20 protein-coding genes are annotated in these 22,744 nt (G+C 38.1%); 9 read left to right on the forward strand and 11 right to left on the reverse strand.

Annotated features, from left to right (window positions below):
* Positions 1-58 precede the first annotated feature (58 nt).
* Positions 59-2,383, reverse strand: coding sequence for a polysaccharide lyase 6 family protein (locus tag P0077_RS19420; RefSeq protein WP_276166853.1), 2,325 nt, complete (start codon positions 2,381-2,383; stop codon positions 59-61).
* Between the two features lie 241 nt (positions 2,384-2,624).
* On the reverse strand, positions 2,625-4,946 hold the full coding sequence (locus P0077_RS19425) for a chondroitinase-B domain-containing protein (RefSeq protein ID WP_276166854.1): 2,322 nt from the start codon (positions 4,944-4,946) through the stop codon (positions 2,625-2,627).
* 332 nt (positions 4,947-5,278) lie between these two features.
* Between P0077_RS19425 and P0077_RS19430 the strand changes: the two genes are divergently transcribed.
* Positions 5,279-6,640 carry a Kelch repeat-containing protein gene (locus P0077_RS19430; protein WP_276166855.1) on the forward strand — a complete coding sequence of 454 codons (1,362 nt, stop codon included), beginning with the start codon at positions 5,279-5,281 and terminating at the stop codon, positions 6,638-6,640.
* A gap of 123 nt (positions 6,641-6,763) precedes the next feature.
* On the opposite strand, the gene P0077_RS19435 is transcribed toward P0077_RS19430, so the two are convergent.
* The 3 genes from P0077_RS19435 to P0077_RS19445 form a co-directional block, all read right to left on the reverse strand.
* Positions 6,764-8,233, reverse strand: a complete 1,470-nt coding sequence (locus P0077_RS19435; protein ID WP_276166856.1) for an AAA family ATPase — start codon at positions 8,231-8,233, stop codon at positions 6,764-6,766.
* 12 nt (positions 8,234-8,245) lie between these two features.
* Complete coding sequence (locus tag P0077_RS19440) at positions 8,246-9,403, reverse strand: vWA domain-containing protein (protein WP_276166857.1); 1,158 nt, start codon at positions 9,401-9,403, stop codon at positions 8,246-8,248.
* A 116-nt stretch (positions 9,404-9,519) separates the two neighbouring features.
* Positions 9,520-10,917 carry a Gfo/Idh/MocA family protein gene (locus P0077_RS19445; RefSeq protein ID WP_276166858.1) on the reverse strand — a complete coding sequence of 466 codons (1,398 nt, stop codon included), beginning with the start codon at positions 10,915-10,917 and terminating at the stop codon, positions 9,520-9,522.
* 152 nt (positions 10,918-11,069) lie between these two features.
* Between P0077_RS19445 and P0077_RS19450 the strand changes: the two genes are divergently transcribed.
* Positions 11,070-11,876 (forward strand): DUF1853 family protein, encoded by an 807-nt coding sequence (locus P0077_RS19450; RefSeq protein WP_276166859.1) that lies wholly within the window; start codon positions 11,070-11,072, stop codon positions 11,874-11,876.
* A gap of 254 nt (positions 11,877-12,130) precedes the next feature.
* On the opposite strand, the gene P0077_RS19455 is transcribed toward P0077_RS19450, so the two are convergent.
* Positions 12,131-12,976, reverse strand: a complete 846-nt coding sequence (locus P0077_RS19455; RefSeq protein WP_276166860.1) for a DUF4249 family protein — start codon at positions 12,974-12,976, stop codon at positions 12,131-12,133.
* A gap of 4 nt (positions 12,977-12,980) precedes the next feature.
* Complete coding sequence (locus P0077_RS19460) at positions 12,981-15,389, reverse strand: TonB-dependent receptor (RefSeq protein WP_276166861.1); 2,409 nt, start codon at positions 15,387-15,389, stop codon at positions 12,981-12,983.
* 241 nt (positions 15,390-15,630) lie between these two features.
* Here P0077_RS19460 and P0077_RS19465 point away from each other — a divergent pair, with 241 nt between their 5' ends.
* Genes P0077_RS19465 through P0077_RS19475 form a run of 3 tightly spaced genes read left to right on the forward strand, consistent with a single transcriptional unit; the run spans position 15,631 to position 17,784 of the window.
* The gene (locus P0077_RS19465) at positions 15,631-16,173 is read left to right on the forward strand and encodes an RNA polymerase sigma factor (protein ID WP_276166862.1); all 543 of its coding nucleotides are present in this window, start codon (positions 15,631-15,633) and stop codon (positions 16,171-16,173) included.
* Positions 16,173-16,712, forward strand: a complete 540-nt coding sequence (locus P0077_RS19470; RefSeq protein ID WP_276166863.1) for a hypothetical protein — start codon at positions 16,173-16,175, stop codon at positions 16,710-16,712. The genes P0077_RS19465 and P0077_RS19470 overlap by 1 nt, the downstream gene beginning before the upstream one ends.
* On the forward strand, positions 16,696-17,784 hold the full coding sequence (locus tag P0077_RS19475; protein ID WP_276166864.1) for a hypothetical protein: 1,089 nt from the start codon (positions 16,696-16,698) through the stop codon (positions 17,782-17,784). The genes P0077_RS19470 and P0077_RS19475 overlap by 17 nt, the downstream gene beginning before the upstream one ends.
* Before the next feature lie 124 nt (positions 17,785-17,908).
* Here P0077_RS19475 and P0077_RS19480 read toward each other — a convergent pair whose 3' ends face one another.
* A complete protein-coding gene (locus P0077_RS19480; protein ID WP_276166865.1) occupies positions 17,909-18,421 on the reverse strand; it encodes a VOC family protein in 513 nt (170 codons plus the stop codon).
* Positions 18,422-18,539: 118 nt separating this feature from the next.
* On the opposite strand from P0077_RS19480, the gene P0077_RS19485 reads away from it, so the two are divergent.
* The 4 genes from P0077_RS19485 (at position 18,540) to P0077_RS19500 (ending at position 20,623) form a co-directional block, all read left to right on the forward strand.
* Entirely contained in the window at positions 18,540-18,860 is a 321-nt protein-coding gene (locus P0077_RS19485; protein ID WP_276166866.1) for a winged helix-turn-helix transcriptional regulator, read from the forward strand.
* A 129-nt stretch (positions 18,861-18,989) separates the two neighbouring features.
* Positions 18,990-19,658: a hypothetical protein gene (locus P0077_RS19490; RefSeq protein ID WP_276166867.1), complete on the forward strand. Its 669-nt coding sequence runs from the start codon at positions 18,990-18,992 to the stop codon at positions 19,656-19,658.
* The gene (locus tag P0077_RS19495; RefSeq protein WP_276166868.1) at positions 19,655-19,846 is read left to right on the forward strand and encodes a hypothetical protein; all 192 of its coding nucleotides are present in this window, start codon (positions 19,655-19,657) and stop codon (positions 19,844-19,846) included. The genes P0077_RS19490 and P0077_RS19495 overlap by 4 nt, the downstream gene beginning before the upstream one ends.
* Before the next feature lie 54 nt (positions 19,847-19,900).
* Entirely contained in the window at positions 19,901-20,623 is a 723-nt protein-coding gene (locus P0077_RS19500; protein ID WP_276166869.1) for a head GIN domain-containing protein, read from the forward strand.
* 8 nt (positions 20,624-20,631) lie between these two features.
* Here P0077_RS19500 and hisIE read toward each other — a convergent pair whose 3' ends face one another.
* Genes hisIE through hisF form a run of 3 tightly spaced genes read right to left on the reverse strand, consistent with a single transcriptional unit; the run spans position 20,632 to position 22,731 of the window.
* On the reverse strand, positions 20,632-21,231 hold the full coding sequence (hisIE, locus tag P0077_RS19505) for a bifunctional phosphoribosyl-AMP cyclohydrolase/phosphoribosyl-ATP diphosphatase HisIE (RefSeq protein WP_276166870.1): 600 nt from the start codon (positions 21,229-21,231) through the stop codon (positions 20,632-20,634).
* A 10-nt stretch (positions 21,232-21,241) separates the two neighbouring features.
* Positions 21,242-21,934, reverse strand: coding sequence for an aspartate/glutamate racemase family protein (locus P0077_RS19510; RefSeq protein ID WP_276166871.1), 693 nt, complete (start codon positions 21,932-21,934; stop codon positions 21,242-21,244).
* A 41-nt stretch (positions 21,935-21,975) separates the two neighbouring features.
* Positions 21,976-22,731 (reverse strand): imidazole glycerol phosphate synthase subunit HisF, encoded by a 756-nt coding sequence (gene hisF / locus P0077_RS19515; RefSeq protein WP_276166872.1) that lies wholly within the window; start codon positions 22,729-22,731, stop codon positions 21,976-21,978.
* Between the last annotated feature and the right edge of the window lie 13 nt (positions 22,732-22,744).

Raw genomic sequence — 22,744 nt, forward strand, 5'->3', positions numbered from 1 at the left:
AAGGCCGAACATCATTTTATGAATAAACGATGTTCGGCCAAATTATTAGTATTTGCTCTTATTTCAACCCTAAATCACTACCATCAGTAGCTTTTCCTTTAAAAGGGGAATCTTCACTAAGGGAATAAGAGCCCTTCATGAATTCAGGAGCCAACTCCCATTGGTTTTCTACAACATACTTTTGGTCTCCTGTTACTACAAGTTTTTCCGAGTTACTTAAGGCATTATTACGCACTTTAACGATTGGCTCACCAACTACCAAGTGCATTTCAATAGCCTTGCTATCCTTAAAAATATTGTTTTTTATATCCGTCTCTTGAACGCCATACAAAGAGATGGCAGCTTTATATTTGTTTTTCTTGCCATAACCCACATTATCAAACACATTGTGGTCCACCTCCAAAAACGGACCAAAAGTACTTTCGTCTTTACCACCTCTGTACAAACGTAAAGCCGCACCTTGTAACTCGCTAATGGTGTTGTTCTTCATAATAAAGTATTCCACGTTATACGCTCCAATATCATCCGTCTCCTTATCTAATGCCGCAATGCTACCCGTGATTTTTTTAAAGGTCGAATTTTTAATGCTGATGGTATCCGCAAATGTGCCTTTAGAAACCCTTAAAACATCAAATGAATGATTTACTACCAAATCTTTAAACTCGCAATTATCAATGAATAATTTGTAGTTGTCATTCATAGAGTTTTTACTTGTACTGATAACCGAATTACCCGCATAATCAGGAGATTTAGCCCCATCAAAAGTAATGTTCTCCAAAGACAGACTACCGCCATTTTGAATCTCAAAAGCCATCATCCTTTCGAACAAAATAGTCGCTTTTTTAGTTCCCTTAGTTTTAAAAGTAAGCGGATGTTTTATTTTAACGGCTTTCGTCAATAAATAAATACCTCCTTCTTCTAACTCAATAATATCACCCGCTTCCGAATTTTTAACGATTTCAAATAACGTATTTATGCCCACTTCTACTTTTAGTGTTTTACCAGAACTTAATGCTACGGAATTATCTACTTTGGAGTACCAACTTACCCCCGTGTTCTCCTTAGTTGCAATTTTTGGGCTTATGGTAACCTTAGTCTTAATTTTTTTTGATGTAGGAATTAAAAACCCCTGCTCGTTTTTCACCAACTTCATATCAGCATTCTTAAACCCTTTCTCTATAGTGGTCTTCGAATTTTCACCTAAAATATTATCCTTGAAAGTCACTCCGCTAATGTCATCATCAATAGTAAAGATGTCTTTCTTAGTTTCATTGTAAATAATATTCTCTGAAAATTCCGATGTTCGTGGTGCTTGACTTCTTTCTTCGTCACTACCAGCACCAAAAAGAATATTATCGCAATTTACAAAAGTGTTGTTGTTCACCTTAGAATTAATTACGGGTACATAGCGGTTTGGCGGAGAATCTGGCACTCCGTTCATCATTACAAAGGCTCCTCTAAAACGGTACCCCGTTAAACCAATATGGTAATTATTGATTACCGTTTGTGTTTCGTTAATCACACGAACACCACCTGTACTTGGCTTTCCATTACCAATAAAAACGTTACCGTCCACCAAAGTTTCGTTTCCGTGGCGCATGGTTAAAGTTCCCGTACACTCAAAAAAAGTATTGTATTTAAAAGTATTCTGACAGGATTTATTTGATATGATTTCATGCTCGCCATTAGTTCTGTCAAAATAATTGGATTCTACTAAGGTATTTGAATTTTCTAATGCATGATGGCTTGTTCCGATTCTTAATGTTTCACCTCCATTGTTCCCATAAGTAGGACGAGGGCCAAAATAGTTATGGTCTATTTTATGATTGTTTTCTCTACTATCTTCTGTATCCAAGCCAACAATCATGGTAACCCCAAGATTCTTTTTACCTACAATATGATTATGGTCTATCCTATTATTTTTTCCATAAATAGTAACCCAATAGTCCTGTACCTGTCGTTCTGGATTATTAAAATTATCGATTACACATTCTGTTAACCGAGAGTTATTTGCTATTTCCTCCCTACTTTTTCTAAAAGAGATCACGGCATTAGTTGGGGTATATCCATTTTTAAAGACAAGCCCTTTAACAATAAGATGGTCTCCCGCTATTCTTAAATTAGAAGCTCCTTCTAAAGTTACTTTTCCTTTTTCTTGAACGGTAAGTATAATTGGTTTTTCAGCGGTACCATCAGCCTCAAACAAAAGCTCTGAATCCATCCATACACCACTGGCAAGAACAATGCTATCTCCGGGTTGTATATTTAAAAGAGCCTCGTTGAACTCCGCAACATTTTTTACGGTCTCCGTGTGCTGCGCTTCAGCAAGAGAGCATGATATGGTAATAATAATAAACGATAAAAATTTGCTTAGGTGTCTCATAACTATAATTGGTTTACCAAACTGGTTTACCAAAAATACATATATTTAATAGACCCACAAATATTTAACACAAAAACGGTCAATATGGGTAGTATTGACCGTTGAATTTTTCAAAAAAAATATAATTACTGGCTTATTCCGCTTTCTGTTGCTTTAAATCACCTACCGCATGTTCTGGAAATATACCTTACCTTTAATCAAATCCCGACCCGAAGGATTCCGCAACCTGCGTAAACTAGAATTAGTACATAAGCTTAAGTGGCAAATTTTCTTCTACAATCAATTCTCCTGAATTCTGTATTTGGTTATTAGAATGTGTATTGTTTTTCGCTCCCCAAAGGCGGGCAACAAATTTTACAGCGTTGTCCTGAAATGTATTTCCTGAAAGCTCAACATTGATAATCCCATAGGTATTGATTAAAATACCATCTTCCTCGTGCTCACCGCATTTTGTAAAGACGCTATTGGTCACAATTAAATTTCCACCTACCGTAGACTCATCATACCCCCCTCTATAGTAATCAATTACGTTCTTACCCACCTCCGTAAACTGACAATCATCAATGAATATATTTTCTGCATTGTATTCGCCACGATCATCAGTCTCTTCTGATAATTCTAAACCGTTTGCGCAGTTAACAATCGCAGTAGATTTAAATTTGATGTACTCCGAGAATGAATATTTATAGGCTTTTAGCACATAGTCAAAATTGGATATTTCAGAATCCACAACGGTAAGATTGTACAAACTGGACATATTGTTCTTTAAACTCGCAAAAGCATACTGCTCATCAGTACCTTTTAAAACAACACTTTTTAGGGTAAGCTCTCCTTTTGGATTCATTTCAAACGCTGGGGATTTTGCTGGCCCGTAATATTGAATGGAAGCTTTTTTAGTTTTATCTACAGAGCGAATGGTCAGGTTCTTATCAATCTTTAACGAGGTTTTAAGTTTATATCGGCTGGAAGTCAAGACTATAGTATCACCACTTTTTGCGTTTTTAATAGCTTTTGTCAATTGAGAAACCGAACCTACGGAATGATTCCTATGAACCTCATTTTTAGCCATTCCTGAACTATACCAATCAGGTCCGTATTGCGACCTATCCATAATATTTAGCTTTTCAGCTGGTGCTTTAACAATGGCTCCCACAGAGTTACTATCTGCCCTGGAGTTTCCAAAGATGTCCGTTTTAATCTGTTCAAATTCAAAACCATTGTACAGCTCCGTACCTGATATATCGTTTGTAGGAATAAAAACGTTTTTCTCCAATTCCGAAACTGTAAAGTCTTTACGCTCTAATCCTGGAACTTCTTTAAATGAAACACCTTGGTTGTTGATAATATTACTTTCAAAATCAATTCCATCTATAGAATCGTGAGCTATAATAGGTTGCTCATCTCCCTTATCATTATAAATTAGGTTGTTCGCAACAGTCGTGCGAATAGGTCTCGCCGACCGGATTTCAGAAAGTGGAAGAATATCCTTTTGGTCTACATTTGCCCCCACTCCAAACTGCCACGGCGAATCACAGTTAATCCATGAGTTATTGGCTACCACCACGTCCGTTACCTGCAAATATCTATTAAGCGGAGATTTTGGAATACCGTTCATTACAGCAAGCGGACTTCTAAAGGTCTTGCCTTTTAGATTATAGAAATAATTATTGGTAACCCAATGCCCAGTGCCTATTAACCTAATCCCTCCTATTTGCTCAGAACTGGTATCGCCTATAAAATAATTACCGTCTACTATGCAATAGTTACCATGTCTTGTTACCAAGGAACCTTCACTCTTATAAAAAACATTGTTCCTGAATTCATTAAAATTTGATTTGCTTGAGATAATTTCTACTTCCCCATTACATCTATCAAAGAAATTGTTGGATACCATGGTATAGCTTGGGGCCATTGAGGTATAACTATTGCCAAGTTGTATGGTTTCTGCACTAGGCCCGCCTTTTGGAGGTCTTGGCCCAAAATAGTTATCATGTATTTTGTGGTAGTTCTTTATGCTTTTGTTTCCGGCTAAATCAATTCTAACGGTAGGTCCTCTGTTAGATTTCCCAGCTATGTAACAATGGTCCAATTCATTATAACGTCCATTAAAAAGTACCCAGAGATCCGTCTGGTTTCTTTGAACTTTATTGAAATCTAAAATTACGGTGTTTGTTACCCGGGAATGATTGGCCACAGTATCTTTATTGATGGCAAAATCTATAACGGCATCAGAAGGAGATGCCCCGTTGGTAAAATATAAACCACTAACAACCAAGTATTCCCCACCAAGTTTTAAATCGGATTGGCTACTTATAATTACCTTACCTGCGGTTTCAGCTTTTAAAGTTATAGGTTGACCCTGTTTACCATAACCTACAAATTTTATTTGCACGTCATCCCAATTCCCATTGGCCATTATAATTTCATCTCCCGGCCTTGCGGAATTAATGGCGGCATTCAACTCCGCAATATCGTTAACATACGTCTCTTCCTTTTGAGCTTCAGTTGTAAACGAAAAAAATAAAAGAGCGACACTTATTACTAATAATCTAGTTTTCATCATTCAAGTATGTTGAGAAGGTTTGTTTTAATAGATTGCTTAAACCGTTGAGAATTTTTAAAATCTATTTTCAGTATTCACCAAAAGTTCGAATTAATTGGTTTACCAAATTGGTTTACCAAATATAACCTAATTATCCTTCTAAGCAAACTATTTAACGGTTTCCAACTATTGAAATATGATGTTGGTACTTCCGTTTTAAAATTCCTTACAGACAGATATGCCAGCTATTTATTATGCTTGAAGTTCATCAGGAAGAATACGCACTTCGTCTATAGCTTCAAATTTTTTTCTAGGCCAATAGTTATATACTTCTAACTTAAAATCCCTAATATATGAAGTTTAACAACCTACTTTTAGCAAGTGTTTTTCTTGTAATTTTCAGCGCATGTTCCGAGGACGATTTGTTAGCTGATATCCCAGAAACTGAAACAGAACAACAAGAAGAGCAACAGGAAGAGGAAGAACAGGAATCCGAAAACAATGCCCCTGATGCGTTCAGCCTATCCACTCTAGAAAATGGTGCCGTAGATGCAGAAATAAATCCCCTTTTGACCTGGGCTGCGACCACAGATCAAGATGATGACACAATAACCTATAAACTTGTTTTGGATATAAATGAATCTCCTGAAACTACTATAGCCGAAAACCTTACTACAACAGAGTTTTCCATTACGGAAGGCTTAAACCGAAATAAAACCTACTACTGGAAAGTAATTGCTACGGACGGTAATGGAGGTGAAACCGAAAGTACCGAAACTTTTAGCTTTACCACGAAAGGCTTCGCTTTATCCGAATCTGCCCTTACCGCTAATGCACAATTTAGCAAAAGAAGAAACCACAGTATTACCGAATTTGACGGAAAACTATGGTTGATAGGTGGCGGTGATGACAATTCTATATATGATGATGTATGGTCTTCTGTAGATGGTGAGACTTGGCAGCTAGAAGTAGAAGACCCGTTTGGTTTTTTCAGCAAAAACAATCATACCGCTATTGTGTTCAAAAACAAGTTCTGGATTATTGGTGGCGGTTTTAGTGATATCTGGTCATCTACCAATGGTATAGATTGGGTACGAAATGATTTATCCGGTCCGTTCGGTTCTAGAGAAGGACATTCTACTGTAGTTTATGATGGTAAGTTATGGGTTATTGGTGGAACTAAGGTAAATGAACAAATGAATGACGTTTGGTACTCCGAAGACGGTATAACTTGGACAGAAGCAGCCTCAAGCACGCAATTTTCTCCACGTACAGACCACACTACTATTGTATTTAATGGTAAAATGTACTTAATGGGAGGAACCTCTATTCAAGATTTTTCTCCGTTATTTTACAATGATATCTACACGTCAACCGATGGTATTAACTGGACGGAAGTAGCTACTGAATCCGTATTCGAAATTCGTGCTAATCAAACTTCATTAGTTTATGATAATAAAATGTGGGTCATTGGTGGCTGGCAAGCTGTAACGAATCAAGAAACGATGGAGCAAGATGTTATATCATTTGCAGATGTGTGGTATTCAGATAATGGAACCCAATGGAATAAACTGAACGGCAACGATTCCTATCCTGGAAGATTAGGACACGCTTCAGTATTATTTGAAAATAAAATACTTATTTCCGGTGGATTGAACATTGACCAAGATGACAATCTTAGAACACATTACAATGACGTGTGGGTAATTGAATAATTATAACTGAACAATTGAATGTTTCATGAATAAGTCGATTATGTCAACTTATTTCAGGATGAAACACAAATATTAAAATAGCCCTTTCTAACGAAAGGGCTATTTACTTTTATACTATAGTTTTTACAAACCGTCTATATAACTTCCGTAAAGGTCTTTGAATTGATACCCCTCTGAGAATCTATTTTTGCTTAATTTTTTATGGGATACCAATCCCCATAGAATCAATTCTTTTAAGAAGTATATATCTTCTTTCGGAAAATCGGGCTGATGCTCCTTTATCAACTGATTCAACTCAGGAATACTATCCAAAGTCCGTTTATATTCCTCATCTGTAAACTCATCTAAAAGTTCAAAACCTTCCCCTTGAAAGAACCAACTTAATAAGTCATCATAAGGAGATGGAGCATCTTTTCTTTCCAATTTGTTTATAGCAGGAAAGTATTGAGGAAACAGACTTTTTACCGCATCATCAATCAATATTTCGGCAACACTATCAGCGCCTTCTTGCTCTCCTTCATACACTAATTCTATCTTACCGGTAATAGCAGGAACAATACCCATAAAATCACTTAAGCGTACCATGGTGCCATCGGCATCGGCCAGTAAAGCCCTTCTTTCTGCAGTACTTAATAAGTTCTCAAAAGCCGTAATACTAGTTCGTGCACTTACCCCACTTTTAGCATCTACATACTCACTATCACGTGCTTCAAAAATAATCTGCTCCAACAAGTCTTTTGCCAAATCCGGAACATAAACAGAATCTGTTTGGCGTGCATCAAGATGTGCTTCTTGTTCCGTGATTTTTCTTGCCGTTTCAATATCCTCTGGATAATGGGTTAAAATTTGGGACCCAATTCTATCTTTTAACGGTGTTACAATACTTCCCCTGTTGGTATAATCTTCAGGGTTTGCCGTGAATACAAACTGAATATCCAACGGTAAACGCAATTTAAAACCACGAATCTGAATATCGCCTTCCTCCAAGATATTGAATAGCGAAACTTGAATTCTAGCCTGCAAATCCGGAAGCTCATTGATAACAAAAATACAACGGTTCGCACGCGGAATCATTCCAAAGTGAATCACCCTATCATCAGCATACGACAATTTAAGGTTCGCCGCTTTTATCGGGTCCACATCTCCAATCAAATCGGCTACGGTTACATCCTGTGTTGCTAGTTTTTCAGCAAAACGCTCTTTTCTATGCAACCAAGAAATTGGAGTATCTTCACCTTTTTCCTTAATGAGCTCCATGGCGTAGCGCGACATAGGTTGTAATGGATCATCATTAATTTCAGAACCTTCTACCACAGGAATATACTCATCCAGCAAATTGACCATTAAATGTGCCAAACGTGTTTTTGCCTGTCCCCGTAGTCCTAATAAGTTGATGTTATGCCGAGATAGAATCGCACGTTCCAATTCTGGAATTACGGAATCTTCATAACCCCACACGCCAGTAAATGCATCTTCTCCTTTTTTAATTTTTTGAATGAGATTGTCACGTAACTCATCCTTAACGCTTTTGGTCTGGTATCCGGCAGCTTTTAACTCGCCAAGCGTTTGTATCTTTTTATTATCTAATTTCATAGGTAGAATCTCTTATTTCAATCTTTTTTTCCTGTTGCTCTCGTAATCTTCAAAAATCATTTCACCCAGACCTTTTAATCCCGTAAAGAAAGCCTTGCCTTTGTTCGCTTCCGTAAAATGACGAATAAACTGCATTAAATAAGCATCTTGTGCAATCATAAAAGTTGTTATGGGGATGTGTAATTTCCGTGCCTGCCGTGCCATATTATAACATTTCTCAACAATATAATCATCCAGGCCTACACTATTCTTATAATACGTACCATCAGGAAGCCGTAAACAACTGGGCTTCCCATCCGTAATCATAAAAATCTGTTTGTTGGTATTCCGCTTACGGCGGAGCATATCCATCGCTAATTGTAGTCCCGCTACAGTATTGGTATGATAAGGCCCTACCTTTAAATAGGGAAGATCTTTGATCGGAATCGGCCAAGCATCATTGCCGAAAACCAAAATATCTAAAGTGTCTTTGGGATACCGAGTGGTAATCAACTCCGCAAGTGCCATTGCCACCTTTTTGGCAGGTGTAATACGGTCTTCGCCGTACAAAATCATACTGTGGCTAATATCTATCATCAACACTGTACTCATCTGGGCCTTGTGTTGCGTATCTTCAACCACTAAATCATCTTCATTTAAGGTGAAGCTGCCCATTCCATGATTGATTTGGGCATTCTTAAGACTCTCGGTCATTGAAATGTTCTCTAGACCATCACCATAACGATATTCCCTTAAATCTCCCGTATGCTCATCCCCTTGCCCGGATTTACCGGTCTTATGGTTTCCAGAGCCACTACGTTTAATTTTACCGAAAATTTGGTCTAAAGCACGTTGGCGAATAAGGCGTTCCATTTTAGCGGTAATGGAAATATTACCTTTTCCACCATTTTCATCGCCCTCTTCTCCTTCTCCACCAGCACCACCATCTTCAAATTCTTCCTGAATATATCCTTTTGCTTTTAGCTCCTCTATGAAATCATCGATCGTGTATTCATCATCCGTCAGTTCATACTCCTTATCCAATTCACGCAACCAATCAATGGCCTCATCAAAATCGCCCGAAGTATGGGTTATGAGTTCTTGAAAAATATCGAAAAGTTTTTCAAAGGGAGTCTGTTCCGGTGCTTCATACGTTGAAAACCGGAACCCTTTTCTTGTGTTCATAGCCATTATATAAAATTACTTAATAAAACCGTTAACACCTCCATTTTTAGGAAATGTTAACGGTTACAGGCTATTGCCACTAAAAAAACATTGACGTTAGACTTATTAAAATTAAAAGTCACCTAACTTATAATACCCAGAGGTGCCGTCGTTTTCCACGCACCACGGGTAAAATCTGGAAACTCTTGTGGAGCACCATTATTTGCCACAGAAGCCTCACTTAAAGGAGAAACTGCACTCCACAAACAACCTTCGTATACATTTTGATCTAAAGGTTCTCCGTTTCTTAAACACTCTACAATGCGGAAAAGCATCATAAAGTCCATACCCCCGTGACCTCCCATTTTCGTTGCCAAATCGCCTACTCGTTTGTATAACGGGTGCTCATATTTTTCATAGATTTTTGCCAAGCCATCGCCTTCCGCCCAGTGATGATGGTCTTCGGTCGCCCCTTCTACACCTCCTTCAATTGCAACTCGTGTAGGAAAACCGGCCAAAGTACCTTTTGTACCCTGAATCATGTTATGGCGGGTATATGGTCGTGGACTCGTTTCATCCCATTGTACCATAATGGTTCTACCTAAGTTGGTCTTTATAATGGAAGTATTGATATCCCCTCCTTTATAATCCAGCTTATTCCATTTGTGATCTGCGGGAAAATTCTTTTCAGCATATAATTGACGACCTTTTGCAGGTGATGAAAAAGCGTTTATAAACTTGAAATTGTCATCTGTGCGTCCAACGTTCATGTATTGGGCAACAGGTCCCAAACCATGTGTTGGATATAAGTTTCCGTTTCTATGTGCATAATGCGGTGTACGCCACGAACCCGTACCACGATCCACCTCGTTCATCTGAAAACGCAATTCGTGAATATAGGCCGCTTCACCATGAAGCAGTTCGCCAATTGCTCCTTCTCGGCACATATTTAAATACAACAACTCATCCCTGCCATAGTTAACGTTCTCCATCATCATGCAATGTTTCTTTGTCTTTTCGGACACATCCACAATTTGCCACATCTCTTCTATAGTTAAGGCCAAAGGAACTTCCACAAAAGCATGGGCTCCTGCATTCATTGTTGCAATAGCCATTGGGGCGTGTAAACCCCACGGAGTCGCAATTATTACAGCATCCGGTTTTTCCTTTTCTAACATTTTTTTCCAGTCGTCCTCACCGTCCGTGTATAGCTTTACTTTTTTATGGCGTTGCCCTTTACCTGCCTCCTTACAGACATCAGCCGACTTTTGGGCCAAATCTTCATATAAATCCGATATAGCAACAACTTCCGTTCCCTCAATAGCGGCAATTTGCGCTACGTGGCCTGAACCTCTAGCGCCTACCCCAATAAATGCAAAACGCACCTTGTCTAATTTTGGGGCGCTAAAACCACCCATATATTGCGACGAAAAAGGCCGCTCGGTTCCTAAAAAATTGGCTTGAGAAATAGTTGGGGCCAGAGCAATCCCTGCACCTACCAATGACGATTTTTTTAGAAAATTTCTTCTATTTGAGTTCATCTATCTTTTTTTGTGAGTTGTTGTAGAAATGAAATTACAAGATAAAGAAGTTTTAGGGATTAAAATGACAAGAAATGCTGCAATTACTAAAGTCTTACAAAGTGCCGTTTATTTTTTTGACAGCACGTTTAGAGGCCATATCTTCGTAAACGATGATTAAAGAACAATGTTTAGGTTTTTTGAATACCCCGCCTCTGTGGCTTGGTGAGCAATTTGGGATTGAGCAGTTTCTTTTCCCGGAACTGAACATGAATCGTTTTCTTCCTAAACCCATTTTTAAAAAGATGCGGTTAGGTCATCAAATGGAACATGTTTTTGAACAGCTGTTAATACGAAACGATACGTACGAACTTGTGCTTCACAACCAACCGGTAAAAGATGGAAATCTTACCATTGGTGAAATCGATTTTATTCTGAAGAATTTAGAATCAAAACAACTGATTCACGTTGAACTTACTTATAAATTCTACATCGTTGACCCTACCATTTCAGAACCTATTCACCGATTAATAGGACCTAACCGAAGAGATATGTTCTATACTAAAATGGAAAAAATACGAGATAGACAGTTCCCCTTACTGCACTCAGAAAATGGTATTGCCACTTTATCGGAAAAGAATATAAACCATGAAGACATTGAGCACCAAGCCTGTTATAAAGCGCAGCTCTTCATGCCCTATTCTAATATGAAAGTTGATATCACTCCTTTAAATACGGACTGCATCTATGGTTATTGGCTTCGTTTTAATGATTTTGAAAAAGAAGAGTTTAGAAACAGTAAATATTACCTTCCCAGTAAATCAGAATGGGTAATAGAACCACATAGAAAGGTCCGCTGGTCTTCACATTTTGAAACTCTCATGGAAGTAAACCTGCGAACCCTAAATGAAAATGCCCCCATGCTATGGATGAAAAAATCGGACACTGAATATGAGAAACTCTTTGTGGTTTGGTGGTAAGAGTTAGTAGTTAGTAGTTAGTAGTTAGTAGTTAGTAGTTAGTAGTTAGTAGTTAGTAGTTAGTAGTTAGTAGTTAGTAGTTAGTAGTTAGTAGTTAGTAGTTAGTAGAAGTTAAAAAACGCCCATCTTAAAAATGCTTTACCTGAGTTTTTTTTCATTTTAATTATCCGGCAGTACCAACTTTTAAAACTGTAAACAACGACCCAATACTTTATTCTCTATACTCCATACTAACTACTCAACACCAACAGAAATCACTCAAAAGTATAACTCCCTTTCTCTACTTCCGTCACCCTAAAATAGCCATGTGCATAATTGTCAGGGTTGGTTAGATTTACGCAATTCCCCTTTACCGCTACGGGAGTTGCAGAAAAAATACCTACGCCTCCTACTTGGTCTATTAAAATGTCCATATAGTTATAATAAGCTTCGGACACACCGTACATCTCTACAGTGACTACATCGCCTGGCTGAATCGCTTCTATTTTATCAGTATCTTCATCTTCTTCAGTTTCATACCAAGTATCTATTTCATTACCATTTATAAATTCATCATTGCCTACTTCAAATTCAGGCAATAAATCACCAAGTTTATGAAATCTAAAAAGATAAAAATTCTCTTCGTCCTCAGGATCTGTAAACTCTACATGCAACTCTAGTTCTTCATCGTCAAAACCATCTTCACGACCTTGGTACAAATCAGTTATTTCAGTAACTGGCGTCATCGTTTCTTGGGCAGTAAAGGTCTCCCCATTATAAACAACTTCCAACGTATATGATTGATCCATAACAGGTACGAATTCCGAAGTGGTATACTCCCCATTGTTCTGATCCGTAAAAATAAATTCAGCTCCGCTTGTGTCATTGGTAACTGAAACCGAAGCGCCTGTAACAGCAGTATTGCTAGTGGTATCAAAAAATTCTGTAGATGTACTCAATTTCACGGACTGCTCATTACCAGATGTTCCTTTTTTCCAATCCAAGGAAGCTTGGATCACCAAGCGCTTAGTGCCTTCTTGTACTTCCACATCAACGACATCCGTACACGAGGTTATCGATAGTATTAAAAGTAGTAGGGTGACTTTATATATATTCTGCATTTTTCTAAAATTTAAAGTTATAGGTTAACGAAGGAACTATTCCAAAAATAGCCGTTCTGGTAGCTTCATTAGCTCCCGTTTCTAAATTCTGACCAAAGGAAATTGAGGCGGCATTTTTACGGTTATAAGCATTATAAATACCTAATACCCATTCCCCTTTAAAACGTTTTTCAGGTTTACGGTTGGGTTTGTAATTGACAGATAAATCTAAACGATGATAAGAAGGTAAACGGTCAGAATTTCTATCTGCATAACTAGCAATGGAAATACCCTCATACTCATATTGGCCGTTTGGATACGTTACCGGTCTCCCGGTTTGAAAAACCAGGTTAGCACCAAAACTCAACTTATCATTCAACTTATAAGCACCGGAAACAGAAATATCATGTGTTCTATCATAGGGCGTGTTATACCAATCCCCATTGTTTATCCCTAAACCACCAGCATTACCGCCTGGCGTGCGTTGTTCAGATTTAGACAAGGTATATGAAATCCACCCTGTAAAATCGCCTTCGTTTTTGCGTAAAAGGAGTTCAAGACCATAAGCGCGTGACTCTCCCGTTAAAATTTCTGTTTCTATAGTGTTCTGCCCAATTAAGTCGGAGCCATCTATATAATCAATTCGATTATCGGTGTTTTTAAAATAAACTTCGGCTTCCATCGAGTAAGTTTTATCCTTAAAATTTCTAAAATACCCCAATGCATATTGATTTGACAACTGTGGTTTGATAAACTCACCACTTGGTGCCCAAACGTCCAACGGAGTCGCAGAAGAGGTGTTCGATAATAAATGAATGTATTGTGCCACCCTAGAAAACCCTGCTTTTACAGAAGAATTATCATTTAAAACATAAGCTAAAGAAGCTCTAGGCTCAAAATTTCCAAATGTTTCTATAGCATCCCCTTTTTCGTAGTAGGTCTCTCCTACTTCGGTTCCCCGTTCGTAAATATCCAAAGTGGGGTTGTATACAACAGGCTGATTGTTGGCATAGTTTACTATAGGTTGTCCACCAAGTCTTGTAAATCCGCTGTAACGCAGTCCGTATTGTGCGGTTAGTTTATCGGTTAGCTTATGTTCGGCATTAATATAGAGACCGCTCTCAAATGCCTTTTTACTATCCAATGTCATTGGGTTTACCGCAGAAGTTTCAGAAGTAGGACTAATTTTTCCCGGATCAAAATCATAATAAATTCCGCTTGCCCCAAAATCGAGCTTAAACTTATCACTCAAATAATATTTAAAATCATATTTCAGGTTATAATTTGTAATGGATGAAACCCAATCAAACTCTGCTGTAGTAATACCTAAATCATAATCGTATTTACTATAAACTGCCGATAGATTGGAAAAAAGCCTGTCATTAAAAATATGGTTCCAACGTAAGTTACCTGTTGAATTACCGTAACTACTAGAGAAATTCTCTCCTAGTTCAAAAGCATCCCTTCCAAAATACCCGGAAAGGTATAATCTATTGTTTGCATTTATCTTGTAGTTCGTCTTTAAGTTTAAGTCGTAAAAACTCACGCTATTATCTTCACCTGCAGCCTTTAACAACAAGTCTGCGTATGAACGTCTCCCAGCCACCAAGAACGAACCTTTTTCTTTAAATAAAGGGCCTTCCAGTGCAAGCCGACTGGAGATAATACCTATTCCCCCTGTTGCGGCAAAATGCTTATTATTCCCATCTTTTTGACGTACATCCAACACGGAGGATACTCTACCGCCATACCTAGCAGGAATGCCTCCTTTATACAGTTTAACATCTTTAATGGCGTCTGCGTTAAAAACCGAGAAGAATCCGAACATGTGAGACGTATTATAAATGATAGCTTCATCCAACAATACCAGATTTTGGTCTCCGGCACCACCGCGTACGTGGAATCCTCCAGTACCCTCCCCATTATTTGTAACCCCGGGAAGCATTTGTAAGGATTTCAGAACATCTACTTCTCCCAAAACAACTGGCATTTGTTTTACAGTGGCAATGTTCATTTTAACCACACTCATTTCCGGCTTTCGCAAAACCGCTCTTTCCGGTTCATCCGCACTAACCACAACTTCCTCTAGCTCGGTTGAAGCTTCTGAAATTTCAAAATCTACTTTCTGGTTTTTATCTAAAGTAACCGCTTGGTACTTTTCCGAATACCCCATGTATGAGATATGCAAGCGATAATTGCCTTCCGGAGCCGTAATGGAATAAAAACCATACTCATTGGTTACCACACCAATGCTGGTGCCTTCTAAAAATACCGAAGCTCCAAAAAGAGTTTCTCCATTGGCTGCATCTGTTATTTTCCCGCTTACGGTATAATTTTCTTGGGCCATACCGTATGCGGCCACCAGCAGCAATACTAAGCTTAGTAAGGGTGTAAACCTTCGTTGCCGCTTCTTATCTATTCTTTTTTTCGTCATTTTATATTTTATTTCGATTGATGAACACCCCTATTGACAAGCAAACTTCCAGAAGGTTGCATGACCTTTCATTTTTTTTCAAAATAATAACATTGAGAAGACTTTATGGTATTATATTTAAAGAACAATTACATAACTATATAGAAGGCAAAAAAAAATCTTTCCAAATGCAACCCTTGCAATTTTTGTTTGTCTTTGTTAGTGAAATCAAATTTAGAGTACAATCAACCTCTTAAATTAATTGGAAACCGATATCCGCTTTACGCATAGGTCACTTGTTGAAAGCAGCAAGTCTGGCGATAGAAACGCACAGTACCAACTGTACGAGCTCTACGTGGATGCCATGTACAATATTGGAATGCGGTTTTTGGGAATTAAAGAAGATGCGGAAGATATTGTACAGGACAGTTTTGTAGATGCTTTTAAAAACCTGCACAACTTTAAATATGAATCCACTTTTGGAGCATGGTTAAAGCGGATAGTCATTAACAAAAGCATAAACCATTTAAAAGTAAAACGTCTACCCCTTGCGGCAATGGACGACCATGAGTATCACCTGACCATAGAAGAGGAAAAAGAAAAGGTAGATGCTGTTGACATACAGAAAGTTAAAACAGGAATTGAAAAGCTTCCCCTGGGCTATAAACAAATAATTAACCTGTATTTGCTTGAAGGTTATGACCACAATGAAATAAGCGAGGTGCTGGGTATTTCCACATCCACCTCAAAATCACAATACCACAGGGCCAAAAAGAAACTAGTTGAAATTATAAACACATTATAATGGACAATTTTGAAAAACACATCCGGGAGAACAAGGCGCTGTTTGACGACCATAAAGCAGACCGAGGCAAAATGTGGGCAAATATAGAGGCCCAGCTAGAACCGGCGAAGCCTAAAGTAGTTCCACTTTGGAAATCTCCTATGCTCCGTATTGCCGCTAGCGTCCTAATAATTTTGGGGATTTCCGGTCTCATCGGTGTTTCTTTTCTGGACGGTTCCAGTACGGAGAATAGCTTTGTGTCCAAGGAACTACAAGATATAGATATGCATTATAAAGGTTTGGTCTCCTACCAGGTTCAATTGGTGAAGAATAACGATGAACTATCAGAGGCCGATAAAGAAGAGTTTTTATCCTTTATGGATGAACTGGATGCCGAGTATGAACAATTAAAGTTAGAAATGAGGAACAACCTGGATAACGAACTAGTACTGGAGGCTATTGTTTCTAATTATAGAAAGCGAATAGAACTCATAGAAAACCTATTGCACCAGCTTAACGAATCAAAATTAAAAGATGAGGATTATGGATACACTTTATAAAAAACTGCTACTTTTTGCTGCAGTGTTGCTCTTTGGCCTTCCGGTCATGGCGCAGGAAAAAGTGTCTAAAAAGGTAACCAAGACTTACGGGTTTACCAATGCAGGAGAAATTCATTTAGACAATAAATATGGTAATATCAATATCTACGGATGGACCAAAGATGAGGTTTCCATAACTGTAAATATTACGGTAACCCACAAAAAAAGAGATAATGCCAAAGAACTCTTAGACCGCATTAAACCCATCATTCGCCAAAGCAATGATTTTCTATCCGTTGGTTATGAGATCGGAGAAAACAGTTCAGGATTCTTTTCTAACCTTTTTGAAAAAGCTAACCCTTTTGATTTTGACCGTAGTAATGTGCAAATAGATTATAAAGTATACATGCCCGAAAAGGCCGAAATGGAAATTATAAACAAATTTGGTGATGTTTTTATTGAAGATTGGATAGGTATCTTAAAAGCCGATGTACAACATGGCGATATGTGGATAAACGATAACCTGAACAAAGCGGATATTAATTTGAAATATGGAAAGTTACGAGCAAAAAATATCAACTACGGCAACCTAGACCTGAAGAATGGCGGGTTGGATATGGATGATTCCAACACTATGCGATTAAACAGTAGTGGTAGTGAAATTAGCATGCATACTATTGGCTCTTTGGAGTTCTACTCCAACAAAGATGAGGTTGACCTAGAGGAAACAGGCACTTTTTACGGGATGCTTAAGTTCAGTACCATTCAATTAAGAAGGTTGGCCAAGGATATAGATTTAGTCTTAAAAATATCGGATTTTAGAGCTGATCACATCCTATCTACTAATGGTACAATTATTATTGAGCAAGAGTCGTCAGAAGTAAGCCTTAATATTACGGACTTCCCTCACGAATTCTCGGCCGTACTGGAAGAAGGCCTGGTGCGCTTACCTAAATCATTTCACGATGTAGATTCGGAAATGCTGGATAAAGGTAAAAAGCTTCGGAAAATCAACGCTATTTATGGTAAGAAAGTGCAAGGTCGTATTTCCATTACCGGGAAAAAGGGTGTGGTTTTGTTGAAGGAACTTTAAAGGTAGTGGGTAGTGATGTAGTATTCAGTATTGAGAAGTTAGCTTTTGAGAAATTCTTTAAGTATAAAAAAGCGACCAACACTCTTTTGAGTATTGGTCGCTTTCATTTTAAATTTTGTTTCAATTACTCCGTATATGCCCCGGAAGAATACGTCAACTCATAACTGTGCGAATAGATTTCAAAAACAATTCCGAAAGAGTCTTCCACATAACACATTCTATAGGGCTTTTCATTGGGGTAATAAGACCTTATGGGCATACGCTGCTTTCCACCATGCGCTACAATTTTATCAACCAAATCTTCAATGTTTGGGTCTTGTATGCAAAAATGGAATAGTCCCGTATTGAACGGATTAAAATCTGGTGCCTCTTTAACCCCCTGTGGAAATGAAAATAATTCAATTCCAACACCATCGGAAGTGGACATGTGGGCAATTTCAAATTCTTCCCAGTCTTCACCAAAAACATCAATACACATCTGGCCAATGGCTGTTTCTTTTTCTTTTTTAACTTTTGATGGAGCCATTATCACATACCACCCCATTACTTCAGAATAAAATGTAACGGCTTCTTCTAATTTGGGAACCGTAATACCAATATGTGAAAATGATTTTGGATACTCTTTATTTGTGTTCATATTTTTAGTTTTACACTACAAAATAAACCTATATTTGACTTATAGACAATAACTTACCCAAAAGTGACATAGTTACCAAAAAGAGTAAATTGCTAATTACCAACAGTTTGTATCTAAAATGAATAATAAAAATTACTGCCCTTTAAATCACACCATGAATTTAATCGGTACCAAGTGGAAACCAATTGTTCTTTTTCATCTCCTTGATGGGCCATTACGTTCTGGCGTATTACAGAAGAAAATTCCAGGAATATCAAATAAAATGTTTACTCAAACTGTACGTGAACTAGAAAAAGACGGACTGGTCATGAGAGAGGTATTTCCCGTGGTTCCTCCAAAAGTTGAATACGGTTTAACAGAAAAAGGAAAATCACTCAAAGACATCTTAGAAAGTCTGGATAAATGGGGCGCTGACAATAGTAAACCGGCATTAAATTAAGTATCCTTTTCACTACCCACAATTCCTATTACAAGGAAAAATTCATTTTTTTTGAAAATAATTCGTTTTTGGTGCAACTTTTCGTGCCTTAGGTTGTCTATTAGGTAATCAATCAAAAAATGAACAGTGATGAAATCATTAAAAACGAGTCTTCTTGTATTATGTTTGGGAGCAACTTTCTTTGGTTCTGCCCAAAATGAAACAGAAGAATACTTGGAATTTAACGACCGTAACAACGTCGTTCACGGGGTATATCTTGGCCTTACTATGGGTGTTGGCGAAATTGATGATCAAAATGCATTCATGGGCGGGCTTAAAGTTGCCTATGTAGCCAATCGCCAATTTGAAATAGGCTTTGCGGGCAATTTTCTATACTCGGAACAAGATATTTATAACAACAGTCTAGCGCGTTACGAAGACTTAATAGGTGCTTACGGTGGTTTACATCTAGAGCCTATATTTTTTAGTAAAAAACGTGTCAACCTTTCTTTTCCCCTTTTACTAGGTGCCGGTGGTGTGGGGTATATAGATAATCGTTTTCATGATGATGAGAGGTACGAAGAAGAACTTACAGAAGATGATTTTGATGTAGTTTTTGTAGCAGAACCCGGAATCAGTGCTCTTTTTAATATATCACGCTATCTGCAATTAGAAGCTGGTGTAAAATATCGTTTTTCCAGTAGAATTCAACTTCCCCCAACGCGCACTACACGCATTAATGGCTTCTCAGCCGGAATAGGAGTTAAAGTAGGCATCTTTAATATGGGCCGTAACCGTTATAAAAAGAACATACAATGACAAAAATCAAAAGACAGTGTGCATTCTGCCATGACGTAATTGAGACACAACATGTATTCAGCGAAAATAATCAAGTGTACCTTAAAAACGACTCCAACTCTAATCGACTAAATGTAGAGGAATGGTCTCCCATTAATTTTCAATGGATTCCCGTTACACAGCTCAAAGAACGCTTAGTGCACCTATAAAAAATTTACAATTCATCAACCTGCTTGTCCACTGATAAGCATAAATCAATCAAAATGCGAAAAAAAACGATGTATATCGCCATGGCCGTGGCATGTGGAATTCTTACCTCTTGTGACTATGACCATATACGAGCTTCGGATGAAATCACCACTAAAGATTTAACCATTTCAGATTATGACGGACTAAAAGTTTCCAATGCTTTTGATGTCTACGTTACCTTTTCAGATAATGAAGAGGAAATCCAAATTGAAGCGAATGACAATTTACAAGACCGTATTGTTGTTGCACGAGAAGGAAACGAAGTTATCATCAAACTTAAAAGATACACAACGGTAAGTGGCAATCCCACATTAAAGGCTTTTATAACCACCAAAGACATTTCTGAATTTGACCTCTCTGGAGCAGCAAGCGTAACCTTAGAAAGTCCTTGGAATACCGAACGTGGCAAAATTGAGCTTTCCGGAGCGTCTGACCTTACCGGTGAAGTCTTTGCAGATTATCTGAATGTTGACCTAAATGGTGCATCTGAAGCCGATATTTACGGGGAAGTAAAATCCATACACGCCAACCTTTCCGGAAGCAGTGACTTTAGAAATTACGATTTACAAATAGAACGTTTGAACATAGATCTTTCAGGAGCCAGTGAAGCTTTCCTTACTGCCACGGAATCAATAGATGTAGAGGCAACGGGAGCGAGCACTCTAAACTACAAGGGTACTGCAGTTATCAATCATGAACGGATAAAAGGAGCTTCACAGCTAAAAAATAGAAACTAGTAAAACGACTATTTATGTCGTTTTACTAGTTCCGCTTCTATATCTTTTAAGGTGAATCCTTTTGCCTGAAGCAACATTAGGTAGTGAAAAAGTAAATCGGCACTTTCATATAAAAAGAGGTCATCGTTATCATCCATGGCCTCTATTACAGTTTCCACGGCTTCCTCCCCAACCTTTTGGGCTATTTTGTTTATGCCTTTTTCAAATAAAGAGGCAACATATGATTTACTAGAATCCGAAGCTTCACGACGCTGCTTGATGACTTCTTCCAATTGCGAAAAGAAACCAAAATTAGGGTTATTCTCTTCGTTCCAACAGGTACCGGTTCCTTTATGACAAGTAGGACCTACGGGTTTTACAAAAACTAGAAGTGTATCATCGTCACAATCGTTTTTAATATCTACCAGCTCCAAAAAATTTCCGCTCTCCTCCCCTTTGGTCCATAATCTTTTTTTAGTGCGACTATAAAACGTTACTTTTTTGGTCTCTTCAGTTTTGTCAAAAGCCTCTTGGTTCATGTACCCCAGCATCAAAACGTTTTTTGTAACTGCGTCCTGAATAATTGCCGGTACAAGTCCGTCTCCATTTTTATTGAAATCTATTTTCATCGTATATATTTTAAGCCAGTGCGAATTTTACGGCCGCATGAGCATGTTCTTTTGTGGTATCTATAACCGCTATCGTACAATCTTCTTGCTGAATTAGTAACGGTATTTCGGTACAACCTAAAATAACACCTTGCGCACCTTCTTTTTCGGCTTTGCCAATAATGTCTAAATATTTCTTTTTTGATTCTTCAGTAATAATGCCTTTGGAGAGTTCATGATATATTACGTCATGAACCACCTCTCTATCTTCTTTAGAAGGAATCAATACCTCTATTTGAAACTGATTTTTAAGGATGTCCTTATAGAAATCCAACTCCATAGTATACTTCGTACCCAGCAACAATATTTTTTGGCATCCTTTTGCTTTGACCGCCTCTCCGGCAACCTCCGCTATATGCAATACGGGAACATCTATTTTTTCTTCGATTGCGGGAACACTTAAATGCATAGTATTGGCACATATTAAAATAACCTCGGCCCCTGCATTTTGCAATCGCAAGGCTATTTTGGCCATTTCAGCGTGCAGCGTATCCCAATCGCCTTTTCCCTGCTTTTCAGCTATATCCGTAAAATTAACAGACTCAATTATGCATTTACAAGAATTTTGCCCACCTAATGTTTCTGCTACTTTTGAATTCAGTAACTGGTAGTACAACTGTGTTGATTGCCATGTAATGCCCCCTATCAATCCTATTTTTTTCATAGTCGGTTATTTTATTTGAATTCTTTGTTCATACTCCCGGCCTATAATCGTACCGGAATACCGTTATCTTTTAAATCTTCTTTTAAATCTTTAATACCGATTTCTTTAAAATGAAAAACACTGGCTGCAAGGGCCGCATCGGCTTTTCCATTAACAAAGGTATCTGTAAAGTGTTGCATGTTTCCCGCACCGCCTGAAGCAATAATAGGAATGTTCAATTCCGTACTCAGTTTGCTCAGCGCTTCATTGGCAAAACCATCTTTAGTACCATCATGATCCATTGAGGTAAAAAGAATTTCACCTGCTCCCCGTTCTTCTACTTCTTTTGCCCATTCAAACAGTTTACGTTCCGTAGGCACTTTACCTCCTACCAAATGAACGATCCACTCTCCATCTATCTGTTTGGCATCTATGGCTACCACAATACACTGCGAACCGAATTTCGCCACCAAATCGTTTATTAACTGTGGATTCTTTACTGCGGATGAATTAATAGAAACCTTATCCGCTCCATTTTGCAACAGAACATCAACATCTTCCACAGACGAAATTCCCCCGCCTACCGTAAACGGAATACTTACTTTTTCCGCTACGTGGTAAACTAGCTCCGCTAAAGTTTTTCGCTTCTGTTCCGTTGCCGAAATATCTAGAAAAACCAGCTCGTCCGCTCCTTCCTTACTATAAATTTCAGCCAATTCCACTGGGTCCCCCGCATCACGTAAATCAACAAAATTTACACCTTTTACCGTTCTTCCATCCTTTATATCCAAACAGGGTATTATTCTCTTTGCTAGCATATTACAATGTTCT

The sequence above is a fragment of the Zobellia alginiliquefaciens genome (assembly GCF_029323795.1).
In the GTDB taxonomy this organism is placed as follows: Bacteria; Bacteroidota; Bacteroidia; order Flavobacteriales; family Flavobacteriaceae; genus Zobellia; species Zobellia alginiliquefaciens.